General features: G+C 72.6%; 9 protein-coding genes. 7 read left to right on the top strand and 2 right to left on the bottom strand.

What is annotated here, in order from left to right:
* Positions 1 to 20: 20 nt before the first annotated feature.
* The 4 genes from ACWD11_RS02500 (at position 21) to ACWD11_RS02485 (ending at position 4,360) form a co-directional block, all read left to right on the top strand.
* Positions 21 to 632, top strand: a complete 612-nt coding sequence (locus ACWD11_RS02500) for a response regulator transcription factor (protein WP_003948568.1) — start codon at positions 21 to 23, stop codon at positions 630 to 632.
* A gap of 260 nt (positions 633 to 892) precedes the next feature.
* Positions 893 to 1,480 carry a sigma-70 family RNA polymerase sigma factor gene (locus ACWD11_RS02495; protein ID WP_389415380.1) on the top strand — a complete coding sequence of 196 codons (588 nt, stop codon included), beginning with the start codon at positions 893 to 895 and terminating at the stop codon, positions 1,478 to 1,480.
* Positions 1,481 to 1,622: 142 nt separating this feature from the next.
* Positions 1,623 to 3,131 (top strand): IMP dehydrogenase, encoded by a 1,509-nt coding sequence (gene guaB / locus ACWD11_RS02490; RefSeq protein WP_389415379.1) that lies wholly within the window; start codon positions 1,623 to 1,625, stop codon positions 3,129 to 3,131.
* A 104-nt stretch (positions 3,132 to 3,235) separates the two neighbouring features.
* On the top strand, positions 3,236 to 4,360 hold the full coding sequence (locus ACWD11_RS02485; RefSeq protein WP_389415378.1) for a GuaB3 family IMP dehydrogenase-related protein: 1,125 nt from the start codon (positions 3,236 to 3,238) through the stop codon (positions 4,358 to 4,360).
* Positions 4,361 to 4,422: 62 nt separating this feature from the next.
* Here the strand turns inward: ACWD11_RS02485 and ACWD11_RS02480 are convergent, their stop codons facing one another.
* Positions 4,423 to 5,631 carry a nucleotide sugar dehydrogenase gene (locus tag ACWD11_RS02480; RefSeq protein ID WP_389415377.1) on the bottom strand — a complete coding sequence of 403 codons (1,209 nt, stop codon included), beginning with the start codon at positions 5,629 to 5,631 and terminating at the stop codon, positions 4,423 to 4,425.
* A gap of 292 nt (positions 5,632 to 5,923) precedes the next feature.
* Here ACWD11_RS02480 and ACWD11_RS02475 point away from each other — a divergent pair, with 292 nt between their 5' ends.
* Entirely contained in the window at positions 5,924 to 7,630 is a 1,707-nt protein-coding gene (locus ACWD11_RS02475) for a glycerol-3-phosphate dehydrogenase/oxidase (RefSeq protein ID WP_451280818.1), read from the top strand.
* Positions 7,631 to 7,755: 125 nt separating this feature from the next.
* Here ACWD11_RS02475 and ACWD11_RS02470 read toward each other — a convergent pair whose 3' ends face one another.
* Complete coding sequence (locus ACWD11_RS02470) at positions 7,756 to 8,799, bottom strand: serine hydrolase domain-containing protein (RefSeq protein WP_451280816.1); 1,044 nt, start codon at positions 8,797 to 8,799, stop codon at positions 7,756 to 7,758.
* Positions 8,800 to 8,969: 170 nt separating this feature from the next.
* Between ACWD11_RS02470 and ACWD11_RS02465 the strand changes: the two genes are divergently transcribed.
* Together ACWD11_RS02465 and ACWD11_RS02460 are read left to right on the top strand one after the other, a co-directional pair.
* On the top strand, positions 8,970 to 10,871 hold the full coding sequence (locus ACWD11_RS02465; RefSeq protein ID WP_389415374.1) for a serine/threonine-protein kinase: 1,902 nt from the start codon (positions 8,970 to 8,972) through the stop codon (positions 10,869 to 10,871).
* 174 nt (positions 10,872 to 11,045) lie between these two features.
* The gene (locus tag ACWD11_RS02460) at positions 11,046 to 14,147 is read left to right on the top strand and encodes a protein kinase (protein ID WP_451280813.1); all 3,102 of its coding nucleotides are present in this window, start codon (positions 11,046 to 11,048) and stop codon (positions 14,145 to 14,147) included.
* Positions 14,148 to 14,230 lie beyond the last annotated feature (83 nt).

The raw sequence follows: 14,230 nt of genomic DNA, 5'->3' as shown, positions 1-14,230 counted from the left end.
ATCAGCTGCGGAGGGCGGCCATGACATCCGTCCTCGTCTGCGACGACTCCCCGCTTGCCCGAGAGGCACTCCGCCGCGCGGTCGCGACCGTGCCCGGTGTGGAGCGTGTGACGACGGCGGCCAACGGCGAGGAAGTCCTCCGCCGCTGGGGCGCCGACCGCTCGGACCTGATTCTGATGGACGTACGCATGCCCGGTCTGGGCGGCGTCGAGACCGTGCGGCGGCTGCTGTCCGCCGACCCCGGGGCGCGCATCATCATGCTCACCGTCGCCGAGGACCTGGACGGCGTGGCCCTCGCGGTCGCCGCCGGCGCGCGGGGTTATCTGCACAAGGACGCCTCGCGCGCCGAGCTGCGCGCGACGGTGACCCAGGCGCTGGCCGACCCGACCTGGCGGCTCGCCCCGCGTCGGCTGCGCTCCGCGGAGATGGGCGCCGCGCCCACGCTCACCGCGCGGGAGATCCAGGTGCTGGAGGGCATGAGCCACGGCCGGTCCAATGCCGAGATCGGGCGTGAGCTGTTCCTCTCCGAGGACACCGTCAAGACGCACGCCCGGCGCTTGTTCAAGAAGCTCGGTGCCTCTGACCGGGCGCACGCTGTGGCGCTCGGGTTCCGATGGGGCCTGGTTCGCTGAGAACTCGGTCGTGCTCGCCCTCGCCTCGGTGCAGGTCGGCTGTGGCTGGTCGCGCAGTTCCCCGCGCCCCGTTTGGGGCGCGGGTGCTCGTTTCGTCGCGGATGCCGCATCCTTGAGTTGTGGAGTCTCTCGGGGACAAGTCGGTCGAGCGGAAGGGGAGGGCGCAGGAGATGAGTTCCGGCGCACCTGCTCATAACGCTTCGGTGCACAACATGGGACGCGGTGCCGCGGACCGCGGCGCCGCAGGGCACCATGGACCGATGCGCGACGACGAGGCGGCCACTGCCGCAGGGGCGATCGGTGCACTCGTCCATCGCGCTGTCGACGGGGACGAGCAGGCCACGCATGACCTGCTCGCCCATGTCCACCCCCTCGCCCTGCGCTACTGCCGCACCCGGCTGTCCCGGCTGCCCGGAGACGCCCGGCACTTCGTGGAGGACCTCGCGCAGGAGGTCTGCGTGGCCGTCCTGCTCGCGCTGCCGCGCTACCGGGACACCGGCCGCCCCTTCGAGGCGTTCGTCTTCGCCATCGCCGCGCACAAGGTCGCCGACCTGCAGCGGGCGGCCATGCGCCACCCCGGATCGACCGCGGTCCCCTCCGACGAGATGCCGGAGCGCCCCGACGACTCCCTCGGCCCCGAGGAGCGCGCCCTGCTCAGCAGCGACGCCGAATGGGCCAAGAAACTCATGGCCAACCTGCCCGAGAACCAGCGTGAGCTGCTGCTGCTGCGGATCGCGGTGGGGCTGACCGCGGAGGAGACGGGCCAGATGTTGGGAATGTCACCCGGAGCGGTGCGGGTGGCCCAGCACCGGGCCCTGAGCAGGCTGCGGGCGCTGGCGGAGCAGTAATCCGCCCTTTCTTGAACAGGCGTCCCCTCGATTCCGTACGAACATACGAAGCCCGAGGTCGGTCAGGACCGTGGAATTTGCTAGCCGTGCTTCCCGTTAGCATGGACATCCGCACCGATCAAGGCCATTTGGGGAAGGTGTCATGACTGCCAACGTCGACGGAGTGCCCGCCAAATTCGCGACACTCGGGCTGACCTACGACGATGTGCTGCTGCTGCCGGGCGCGTCCGACATGGCGCCCGACGACATCGACACCGCCTCGTACGTCTCCAAGAACGTCCGGGTCAACATCCCGCTGCTGTCCGCCGCCATGGACAAGGTCACCGAGTCGCGCATGGCGATCGCGATGGCCCGCCAGGGCGGCGTCGGCGTACTGCACCGCAATCTCTCCATCGAGGACCAGGCCAACCAGGTCGACCTGGTGAAGCGCTCCGAGTCCGGCATGGTGGCCGACCCCATCACCGTGCACCCGGACGCCACGCTCGCCGAGGCCGACGCGCTGTGCGCCAAGTTCCGCATCAGCGGTGTGCCGGTCACCGACGGGGAGAAGAAGCTCCTCGGCATCGTCACCAACCGTGACATGGCCTTCGAGACGGACCGCTCCCGCCGGGTCCGCGAGGTCATGACCCCGATGCCGCTGGTCACCGGCAAGGTCGGCATCTCCGGCGTGGAGGCCATGGAGCTGCTGCGCAAGCACAAGATCGAGAAGCTGCCGCTGGTCGACGACGCGGGCGTCCTCAAGGGCCTGATCACGGTCAAGGACTTCGTCAAGGCGGAGAAGTACCCGAACGCCGCCAAGGACGCCGAGGGCCGCCTGCTGGTCGGCGCCGCGGTCGGCGTGGCCGGGGACGCCTTCGAGCGCGCCCAGGCCCTCGTCGAGGCCGGTGTCGACTTCATCGTCGTGGACACCGCGCACGGCCACTCCCGGCTGGTCGGCGACATGGTCGCCAAGATCAAGTCGAACTCCGCCGGCGTCGACGTCATCGGCGGCAACATCGCCACCCGGGACGGCGCCCAGGCGCTGATCGACGCCGGTGTGGACGGCATCAAGGTCGGCGTCGGCCCCGGCTCGATCTGCACCACCCGGGTCGTCGCCGGCATCGGTGTCCCGCAGGTCACCGCCATCTACGAGGCGTCCCTCGCCGCCAAGGAGGCCGGGATCCCGGTCATCGGCGACGGCGGCCTGCAGTACTCGGGCGACATCGCCAAGGCCCTGGTCGCGGGCGCCGACACGGTGATGCTCGGCTCGCTGCTCGCGGGCTGCGAGGAGTCGCCGGGCGAGCTGATGTTCATCAACGGCAAGCAGTTCAAGTCGTACCGCGGCATGGGCTCGCTCGGGGCCATGCAGTCCCGCGGCGACCGCAAGTCGTTCTCCAAGGACCGGTACTTCCAGGAGGGCGTCGCCTCCGACGAGCAGCTCGTGCCCGAGGGCATCGAGGGCCAGGTGCCCTACCGCGGTCCGCTCTCCTCGGTCGTCCACCAGCTGGTCGGCGGCCTGCGCCAGTCGATGTTCTACGTCGGCGGCCGTACGGTCCCCGAGCTCCAGGCGGGCGGCCAGTTCGTCCGGATCACCTCGGCGGGGCTCAAGGAGAGCCACCCGCACGACATCCAGATGACGGTCGAGGCGCCGAACTACAGCCGTAACAAGTAGGCGCGAGCCTCTTCCAGGGCGGCCCCGGAGCACCGGGGCCGCCCTCGCCGTGCCCGTCGGCGATACTGGAAGACGCTGAAACGCATCAGGGAAAGGCCACAGACGTGACTGAGATCGAGATCGGGCGCGGCAAGCGCGGCCGCAGGGCGTACGCCTTCGACGACATCGCCGTCGTCCCGAGCCGTCGTACGCGGGACCCGAAGGAGGTCTCGATCGCCTGGCAGATCGACGCCTACCGCTTCGAGCTGCCGTTCCTGGCCGCCCCCATGGACTCGGTCGTCTCACCGGCCACCGCGATCCGCATCGGTGAGCTCGGCGGCCTCGGCGTGCTGAACCTCGAGGGCCTGTGGACGCGCCACGAGGACCCGCAGCCGCTGCTCGACGAGATCACCGAGCTGCCCGACGAGGCCGCCACCCGCCGCCTCCAGGAGATCTACGCGGCTCCCATCAAGGAGGAGCTGATCGGCGCGCGCATCAAGGAGGTGCGCGACTCGGGTGTGGTCACCGCGGCGGCGCTCTCCCCGCAGCGCACGGCGCAGTTCTCCAAGGCCGTGGTGGACGCGGGCGTGGATCTCTTCGTCATCCGCGGTACGACGGTCTCCGCGGAGCACGTATCGGGCTCGCACGAGCCGCTGAACCTGAAGCAGTTCATCTACGAGCTCGACGTCCCGGTGATCGTCGGCGGCTGCGCCACGTACACCGCGGCCCTGCACCTGATGCGCACCGGTGCGGCGGGCGTCCTGGTCGGCTTCGGCGGCGGCGCGGCGCACACCACGCGCAACGTCCTCGGCATCCAGGTCCCGATGGCCACCGCGGTCGCCGACGTGGCCGCGGCCCGCCGCGACTACATGGACGAGTCCGGCGGCCGGTACGTCCACGTCATCGCGGACGGCGGCGTGGGCTGGTCCGGCGACATCCCGAAGGCGATCGCCTGCGGCGCGGACGCGGTGATGATGGGCTCCCCGCTGGCCCGGGCCACGGACGCGCCGGGCCGCGGCCACCACTGGGGCATGGAGGCCGTGAACGAGGAGCTGCCGCGCGGCAAGAAGGTCGACCTCGGCACGGTCGGCACCATCGAGGAGGTCCTGACGGGCCCGTCGCACACCCCCGACGGCTCGATGAACCTCTTCGGCGCGCTGCGCCGGGCCATGGCCACGACCGGGTACAGCGAGCTGAAGGAATTCCAGCGGGTCGAGGTCACGGTGGCCGACTCGCAGCACAAGCGGTAGGTCGTACGGTGTCCGAAGGGCCGGTCATCCCGAGCGGTGACCGGCCCTTCCCATGACCTTCTTCACAGCCGGTGCGCCGCCCCCGTGGGCGTGGCCCCCCGGGTGTCGAGCAGCAGCTGTGCCTTCACCGACAGGCCCTGGAGGTCGTACGTCCGGTGCTGCTGGAGCAGGATGGTCAGGTCCGCGTCGGCCGCTGCCTCGTAGAGGGAGTCCGCGCGCGGGACCGGGCGGTCCAGGACGTTCCAGGAGGGGATGTGCGGGTCGTGGTAGCTGACGGAGGCGCCGAGGCTCATCAGGCGGACGGCGATCTCCTCGGCCGGGGTGGACTGCTGGTCGGCGAGGTCCGCCTTGTAGGTGACCCCGAGCAGCAGGACGCGGGCCCCGCGCGCCGATTTGCCGTGCTCGTTGAGGAGGGTGGCCGCGCGCTGGATGACGTAGCGCGGCATCTGGCTGTTGACCTGCTGGGCCAGTTCGACCATGCGCAGGGTGCGGCCGGTGTGGCCGGTCAGGTCCTGGGGGACGGCGTGGCCGCCGACGCCCGGGCCGGGGCGGAAGGAGTGGAAGCCGAAGGGCTTGGTCTCCGCGCAGCGGATGACGTCCCACAGGTCGACGCCCATGTCGTGGCAGAGGGCGGCCATCTCGTTGACGAGGGCGATGTTGACGTGCCGGAAGTTGGTCTCCAGCAGCTGCACCGTCTCCGCTTCTCGCGGGCCACGCGCGCGTACCACCTTGTCGGTGAGGCGTGCGTAGAAGGCCGCCGCCGACTCGGTGCACGCGGGAGTCAGGCCGCCGATCACCTTCGGTGTGTTGGCGGGGGTGAAGTCGCGGTTGCCGGGATCCACTCGGCTGGGGGAGTAGGCCAGGTGGAAGTCGCGGCCCGCGCGGAGCCCCGAGCCCTCCTCCAGCAGCGGGCGCAGGACGTCCTCGGTGGTGCCCGGGGGCACCGGTGACTCCAGGATCACCGTGGTGTGCGGGCGCATGCGCCCGGCCAGCGTGCGGGCGGCCGTCTCGACCTGGGTGAGGTCCAGGCCGCCGTCCGCCCCGCGCGGGGTGGGCGCGCAGATGACGGCGGTGCGCACCCGGCCCAGTTCGGCCGGGCTGGTGGCGTGCCGGAAGCCCGCCGCGAGCATGCGGCGCACCTCCGCGGGGCTGAGCGAGCCGGGTTCGGGCCCGGTGCGGTAACCGAGCGTGGAGATGCCGACGGCCACGGCGGCCTGGGCCAGGGGCAGGCCGTACGGGCCGAGTCCGATGACGGCGAGATCTGCGGGCATGGCGTGGGCCGTCCTTCCCAGTAACCGAAGCGGGACAGGTGCGCAAGCCCTGTGGACAGGACGGGCGAGCGCAATGTCAGACTAGGAGTAAATATGACCGAAATACGGGATTGATCCTGTGTGTCTTCCCGGCGGGCGGGCAACACCCGGCGGACAGATCCGTGAAGGTTGTCCACAGGCTGGGGGCGACTGGTGGCTGAAGTCGGGCAAGCCGGTCAGACTTTGGGCATGGGGGACAGGACCGGGCTTCGCCCACCGGTGCGGCCGGGACGACCTACAGCGGGAGGCAGCGGTGAGGACAGCGACACTGGGGCCGGCGCAACGCGCCGAGTCGCTCGCGGCAATGGCCGAGCGCGAACTGGATCTGCTGGTCGTGGGCGCCGGAGTGGTCGGCGCGGGCACCGCGCTCGACGCGGCGACCCGGGGCCTGTCCACCGGACTGGTCGAGGCGCGTGACTGGGCGTCGGGCACGTCGAGCAGGTCCAGCAAGCTGATCCACGGCGGCCTGCGCTATCTGGAGATGCTCGACTTCACGCTCGTGCGCGAGGCGCTCAAGGAGCGCGGCCTGCTGCTGGAGCGGCTCGCCCCGCACCTGGTGAAGCCGGTGCCGTTCCTGTACCCCCTTCAGCACCAGGGCTGGGAGCGGCTGTACGCCGGTTCCGGCGTCGCCCTCTACGACGCCATGTCGATGGCCCGCGGCCACGGCCGGGGCCTGCCCATGCACCGTCACCTGAGCCGCCGTCACGCCCTGCGGGTGGCGCCCGCCTTGAAGAAGGACGCGCTGGTCGGCGCCCTGCAGTACTACGACGCCCAGATGGACGACGCCCGGTACGTCGCCACCCTGGTCCGCACCGCCGCCGCGTACGGCGCCCAGGTGGCCAACCGCGCGCGGGTGACCGGATTCCTGCGCGAGGGCGAGCGGGTGGTCGGCGCCCGGGTGCAGGACGTCGAGGCCGACGGGGAGTACGAGGTCCGCGCCAAGCAGATCGTCAACGCCACCGGTGTGTGGACCGACGACACCCAGGCCATGGTGGGGGAGCGGGGGCAGTTCCATGTGCGCGCCTCCAAGGGCATCCACCTGGTCGTGCCCAAGGACCGCATCCACTCCGGGACCGGTCTCATCCTGCGGACCGAGAAGTCCGTGCTGTTCGTCATCCCCTGGGGGCGGCACTGGATCATCGGCACCACGGACACCGACTGGGACCTCGACAAGGCGCACCCGGCCGCGTCCAGCGCCGACATCGACTATCTGCTGGAGCATGTGAATTCCGTGCTCGCCGTGCCGCTCACCCGGGACGACGTGCAGGGCGTGTACGCGGGGCTGCGGCCGCTGCTGGCCGGTGAGTCGGACGCCACCAGCAAGCTGTCGCGCGAGCACACCGTGGCCCATCCGGTGCCGGGGCTCGTCGTCGTGGCGGGCGGGAAGTACACGACGTACCGGGTGATGGCCAAGGACGCCGTTGACGAGGCGGTGCACGGGCTGGACATGCGGGTCGCGGAGTGCGTCACCGAGGACGTCCCGCTGCTGGGCGCGGAGGGCTACCGGGCGCTGTGGAACGCGCGGGCGCGCATCGCCGCCCGGACGGGGCTTCATGTGGTGCGCGTGGAGCACCTGTTGAACCGCTACGGCGCGCTGGCGGAGGAGGTGCTCGACCTCATCGCCGCGGACCCCTCGCTGGGCGAGCCGCTGCGGGCGGCCGAGGACTATCTGCGCGCCGAGGTGGTGTACGCCGCCTCGCACGAGGGCGCACGGCACCTGGACGACGTGCTGACCCGGCGGACCCGTATCTCCATCGAGACCTTCGACCGCGGCACCCTCAGCGCCCGCGAGGCGGCCGAGCTGATGGCGCCGGTCCTCGGCTGGGCCAAGGACCACATCGAGCGGGAGATCCAGCACTACGAGAAGCGGGTGGAGGCGGAGCGGGAGTCGCAGCGGCAGCCGGACGATCTGACCGCGGACGCGGCGCGGCTGGGGGCGCCGGACATCGTGCCGCTGTAGCCCTTCGCTCGCCCTTGCGCCGGCCCTTGCTTGCGCCGGCCCTTGCGTTCGCCCTTTTTCGTGCACCTCTTTGTTCACTCGAACGAGTGGCGGGAGCGGGGATCTTCGCCCGGAACCCGGCCGTTCTACCGGGTGCGGGGGCAGAACTCGGCGGTGAGCAGCCGGGGTTCGAGACCGGGGTCCGTCACCGCCGTCGTGTTCACCCGGTAGGTCAGGACACGGCGTCCGTCGACGGTGGCCGCGGTGCGCACGAAGCTGCCGGAGATGATCCCGTTGTGGCCCCACACCGTGGTGCCGCAGGGCAGCCGCACGGGAAACAGGCCCATGCCGTACAGGCCGTGTGCGGCGCGGGTGTCGAGCATCTCGCGCATCCAGTGCGGGGGCAGCAGTTCACCGCCGAGCAGCGCCGCGTAGAAGCGGTTCAGATCGGCGAGCGTGGTCACCAGCTCACCCGCGGCCCCGGCCACCCGCGGGTCGAGCTCGGTGACATCGCGCCCGCCGGAGGTGTAGGCGCGGCCGTGCGGGGAGGGCAGCGAGGTGCGTGATCCGGGAAAGGAGGTGCCGGTCAGCCGCAGTGGAGCGATCAGCCGGCGTTGGGCCTCGGCCGCGTAGGAGCGGCCGGTGACCTGCCGGACGACCAGGCCGAGCAGGACGTAGTTGGTGTTGGAGTAGGCGAATCGGCCGCGGTCGGCCGGGGGGTGGGTGAGCGCGAGGCGGACGGCCTGACGAGGGGAGAGGGGGACCAGGCCCCCGGTGTCGGCGGTGAAGTCGTACAGGCCGCTGGTCTGGGTGAGCAGGGCACGCAGGGTCAGCGCGCGACCGTCGTGGCCCGCTCCGCGCACCAGGCCCGGCAGGTGCTTGTCCACCGGGTCGGACAGGGACAGCCGGTCTTCGGCGGCCAGTTGCAGGACCACCGTGGCGAGGAAGGTCTTGGTGATGCTGCCCGCCCGGAAGTGGTCGGCGGCGGCGATGCCGGGGCCGGCCTCGGCGTAACGGCTGCCGTCCTCCGCGCGGGAGAGCAGCGCCGCGGCCGGGGCGCCGCCCCGGGTGACCAGCAGCGGAAGCAGCGCGTCCGTGGTCGGTGCGGCGGGCACGGAGGAGGTGGACGGGGTGAGCGCCAGCAGGGCCAGGGCCACGGGAACGGCCAGTAGGGTCCGCAGTGGCGGCATGGCGGGACCTCCTTGTCGGGGCCCATGATGCAGGGTGCGGAACGGCCGGTTCCGCCGGGGGCACACCCGACTCCCGGTCCACTTGCGCACCAGCGGCACCCTGGGCGTCGGGCACTTGTCGGGTGAGAGACAATGGAGGCTCTGTCAGGGCGGGTTGCATGAGGGGACGCATGTCGGAGGCGGAGCGGGCGGGAGCATCCCGTCAGGACAACAGCGGTCGTCTCCTCGCCGGGCGGTACCGGCTGGGAGATGTGCTGGGCCGTGGCGGCATGGGTACGGTCTGGCGTGCGCAGGACGAGACGTTGGGCCGGACCGTCGCCGTGAAGGAGCTGCGGTTCCCCTCGAGCATCGAGGAGGAGGAGAAACGCCGGCTGATCACGCGGACGCTGCGGGAGGCCAAGGCCATCGCGCGGATCCGCAACAACAGCGCGGTGACGGTCTACGACGTGGTCGACGAGGACGACCGGCCCTGGATCGTGATGGAGCTCGTCGAGGGGAAGTCGCTCGCCGAGGTCATCCGGGAGGACGGCCTGCTGAAGCCGAGACGTGCGGCGGAGGTCGGGCTCGCGGTGCTCGACGTGCTGCGCTCGGCCCACCGTCAGGGCATCCTGCACCGGGACGTGAAGCCGTCGAACGTGCTGATCGCCGACGACGGCCGGGTCGTGCTCACCGACTTCGGCATCGCCCAGGTCGAGGGCGATCCGTCGATCACCTCCACCGGCATGCTCGTCGGCGCGCCCTCCTACATCTCCCCGGAGCGGGCGCGCGGGCACAAGCCGGGACCGGCGGCCGACCTGTGGTCGCTCGGCGGTCTGCTGTACGCGGCGGTCGAGGGGGTGCCGCCGTACGACAGGGGCTCCGCGATCGCCACGCTCACCGCGGTGATGACCGAGCCGTTGGAGGAGCCGAAGAACGCCGGGCCGCTGCGGGACGTCATCCACGGGCTGCTCACCAAGGACCCGGCGCAGCGGCTCGACGACGCCGGTGCGCGGTCGATGCTGAACGCGGTCATCCATGCCCCCGAGCCCAAGGCGGAGGCGGAGGTGCAGGACGCGACGAAGGCCGTGCCGCTGCCGGCCCAGCCGGAGGCGCCGGCGGACGCCGGGGAGCGGTTGCGGGGGGCGCTGCGTTCCGTGCGCAAGGCCGCCGTCTCGGCGGGGGCCGCGGACGCCTCGCGTGCCGACTCGGGTGGCGCGACGGCCGGTTCGGGCGCGGGCGGCGACGAGCAGCGCGGTGCTGCCGGGGGCAACGGGCAGGGCGGGGGGCGTAGTTCGGGGTGGCCCGTGATGACGCCGCCGGATCTGCCGGCCCGGCCGGCGCCCAGGGCACCGCTCACCGATGTGGTGCCGCGGCGGACGTTGCTGATCATCGCCGCGGTCGTGGTGCTGGCCGTCATCGGGGTGGTGCTGGCGGTCGCGTTCAGCGGGGACGACGACCCCAAGGGCACCGCGGGCGGTGGGGGCACCAAGTCCTCGGCCGAGGCGAGCGCGAGCGGCGACACCAGGGACGACGAGAGCGGTGCGGCGACGCCGGACGGGCAGGCGAGCCCGTCCGCGTCGACCGGATCGACGCCGAGCGCCAGTGCGAGCGGTTCCGCCGGGGGCGGGGCGGGCTCGGACGGTTCGTCCGGAAGTGGCGGCGGTGTGGCGGTTACGCATGAGGGCAGCCAGGGGTACTCCATCGGGCTGCCCAAGGGGTGGAAGTACCAGTCCACGAGCGCAGCGGGTGACCGGTTCACCGGGCCCGACGGGCAGAAGCTGCTCATCGGCTGGACCACTGAGCCCAAGGACGACCCCGTTGCCGACTGGGAGGCGCAGGAAGGCGCCATGCAGCGCTCCCAGTACCAGCGGATCCGCATAGAGGCGGTGGACTACCGCGACTGGAACACGGCCGATTGGGAGTTCACCTACGTCGACGGGGGTACCAAGTACCGGAGTATCGACCGTGGGTTCGTGGTGGACGACGATCTCGGGTATGGGCTGATGTACACGGCGAAAGCCGCCAATTGGGGTACTGAGCTGCGTAAGGACACATGGCGGACGCTGACGAAGTCCTTCGAACCGGAGTCGTGATCCACCGCGATGGTGCGTGGTCACGGTTTGGTGCGTGAGATCTGGCATCCCCTCTTTATGGGTTGCCTACGGCACGTATCGTGAGTGCTTGCGGACCGTACGCATCCAGGTATGCGGCCACAACGGGACGCAAGGCGAACGGATTTGACCAACCGGGCGGCCGGGGGAGGCGTCGTGGACGACTATGCGGGTCGGGTGCTCGCCGACCGCTACCGCCTGCCGCTGCCGCCGTCCGACGAGTACGAACTCACCGAGACGCGCGCCTTCGACACCTACAGCGGACAGGAAGTCCTGGTCCGGCAGGTGCCGTTGCCGGAGGTCGTCGAGGCCGAGGTGCTCGACGCGGAGGGGCTGCCCGACGGTTTCACCGCGCGTGAGCGGGGCGCGGCGCGGCGGCCCGCTCCACGCGGCAGTGCCCGGCGGCCCAGCGATCCGGCCGTGCGGCGGGCGGTGGAGGCCGCGCAGGCCGCGGCCCGCATTCCGGACCATCCCCGGCTGGACCAGGTCTTCGACGTGTTCGCCGAGGGCGGTTCGCTCTGGATCGTCAGCGAGCTGGTGCCGGCGCGACCGCTGGCCGCGCTGCTCGCGGAGAAGCCGCTGACGCCGTACCGGGCGGCCGAGGTCGCCTCCGACGTGCTGATGGCGCTGCGGGTGCTGCACGCGCACGGCTGGGTGCACCGGAACATCACCGCCCGGACCGTGCTCGTCTGCGACGACGGACGGGTGATGCTGACCGGTCTCGCGGTCGGGGCCGCGGAAGAGGCGCTGTGCGGGTACGACCCGGTGCCGGTGGACGATGACGAGGGCGGCGCGGGGGTCGGCGGATCCGGTGGTCCCCCCGGCGGTTCGGTCTCCGTGGAGATGGACCCCGAGGCCGCTCGGCGGGCCGCGATCGAGGCCCGGGAAGCCACTGGGCTGCCCCCGGTCGGCGGACCGGGCGGGCCCGCCGGTCCGATCGGCGCGGGAGCCGGAGCGGCGGGGCCCCGGGCGGTGGAGGCCGGTGGATCCGGCGGATCCGGTGGATCCGGTGCGTCCGGTGGGTCGGGCGGGCCCGGCGGGGACATCCGGGCGGCGCGGGCCGGGGCGATCGCCGCGTACCGAGCGGGGGCGCGGGCCGCGGCCCGGGTGCAGGAGGCGCAGAACGGCCGAGCCGCGTTGCCGGGCGCCCGCTCGGCCCCCGAGGGCAACGGGGCGCCGCAGTCGCCGTATTCCTCGGCGAACGGTGCCCAGGAGCCGCCGTATTCCTCTGCGAACGGGGCGTCGCAGTCGCCGTACTTCACGGGCGGTGGGGCGCAGCAGCAGCCGTATCCCTCGGCGAACGGGGCGCAGCAGCCGTATCCCTCGGGCAACAGCGCCCAGCAGCCGTATCCGACCGCGAACGGCGCCCAGCAGCCGCCGTATCCCTCGGCCGGTGGGGCCCAGCAGCCGCCGTACCCCTCCGCCGACGGCGCTCACCAGCCGCCCGCCGGGACGCCCGGTCAGATTGCCGATCCGTACGGTGTCCGTGCCGGTTCCTGGCACGGTGCCGCCCCCCGCCCGGGCGCCCCGGGTGTGGCCCCGGAGTCGGCCGGCCGGCCCGGAGTCGAGGCAGGCCCGGGCCGCACCGCGCTGCCCCCGGCCGGGAACGGCCCGCTGATCCCTTCCCCCGGAACCCAGGGCACGGGCGCCCGCCGTCCAGGCTCCGCCGGACGCCCCGCCGGTTCGCCGGGCTCCGCCGGGCACCGATCCGCCGGTGCGCCGGGCTCCGCTGGTCGCCCGTCCGCCGGTTCCCCGGGTCCCGCGGGGCTGCCGCCCGCCGGTGCGCCGGGCTCCGCTGGACGCCCGTCCGCCGGTTCCCCGGGTGCCGCGGGGCTGCCGCCCGCCGGTTCGCCGGGCTCCGCCGGGCACCTGTCCGCCGGTGCGCCGGGCTCCGCTGGACGTCCGTCCGCCGGTGCCGCCGGCCACACCGGGATCGCCCCCGTCGTCCCGTCGCCCAGTCGCTGGGACGAGTTGGCCGCTAGCGCCCCCGTGCGCCGGGGGCCCGCCACCGCGCTTGCCGCTGAGCGGGCCCGGCAGGCCCGTATGGCCGTCGTGGGGCCCGTCACCGAGCGGTGGGCGCCCGAGCAGGCCGGTCCGGTGCACGAGAACTGGCAGTTGGCGGCGCCCATCGGCCCGGCCACCGACCTGTGGGCGCTCGGCGCGCTGCTGTTCCGGGCCGTGCAGGGGCACGCCCCGTACCCCGAGGAGTCCACCGCCGAGCTGGTGCAGATGGTGTGCGCCGAGCCGCCCGCCTTCGCGGAGGAGTGCGGCCCGCTCCGACCGGTCGTGGAGTCGCTGCTGCGCCAGGACCCCACCGAGCGGATCGACTTCGAGGAACTGCGCGGCTGGCTGCGCTCCCTCGTGCGGTCCGCGCCCGAGCCGGAGGCCGGGGCGCATGTCGTCGCCGCGCCGCCCGCCGACGCCAGCCGGCTGCCGGTGGTGCGCCGCAGGGGCGAGCTGGTGCGCAGGCGGCGTGCGGGGCTGCCCGCGCACCAGGGACGGCACAAGCGGGCCCGTAAGGAGGAGAGTTCGCCGCGCAGCCTGGGCCGTACGCTGCTCGTGCTGATCCTGTTGCTGATGGCGGGAGCCGTCGCGTACGCCATGCTCTTCATGCCGAAGGCCGAGAGCGGCGGCGCCGAGGGCACCGGCCGGACCGGCGCCACGGGCGAGGTCGGCCAGGCGCCGGAGGCCAGCAGTGAGCCCCGGCCCGACCAGACCTCACCCGGCGAGGAGCCGGAGAAGCCCGGGAACAGCCCTTCGGAGTCGGCGCGTTCGACCGACTCACAGACCACCGGTCCCGATGTCGCCGACGGCTTCACCCTGCGCGCGGACGACGAGGGCTTCCGGGTCGCCGTCGCCAACGGCTGGGACCGGGAGGCGAAGAACGGCCGCGGACAAGTGGTCTACGCGCACGGCGACTTCGAGCTCATCGTCGTACCGGGCCGGGACACCGCGGACGAGTTCGGCGGCGACCCGATGGCGTACCAGCGGGAGGACGAGCCCGAGCTGCAGCCGTACCGGGACTCCAGCTGGGCCACCTCCACCGGTCTGAAGACCATCGAGGTGGGCGGACGGAGCATGGCCGAGGGCCAGTTCACCTGGACCGACGACGAAGGCCGCGAGCGGTTCGTCCGCAACCTCGCCATCCTGATCGACGACCGGTACCACGTCGTGCAGGTGCGCGGTCCGGAGGCGGAGCGGGACGAGGTGACCCGGCTGTTCGAGCAGGCGTCGGCGACGTATCAGGTCACCGGCTGATCGCGCTGCCCGACGCTGGGTGACGGCAGCCGTCACAGTGCTGTCTCCGTGTCACCCCGCCGGTTCCCCGGGCGCGGCCCGGT

The organism is Streptomyces sp. NPDC002776, assembly GCF_053592195.1.
The sequence above is the reverse complement of the archived record's forward strand: the minus strand, read 5'-3'. Positions and strand labels throughout refer to the sequence as shown.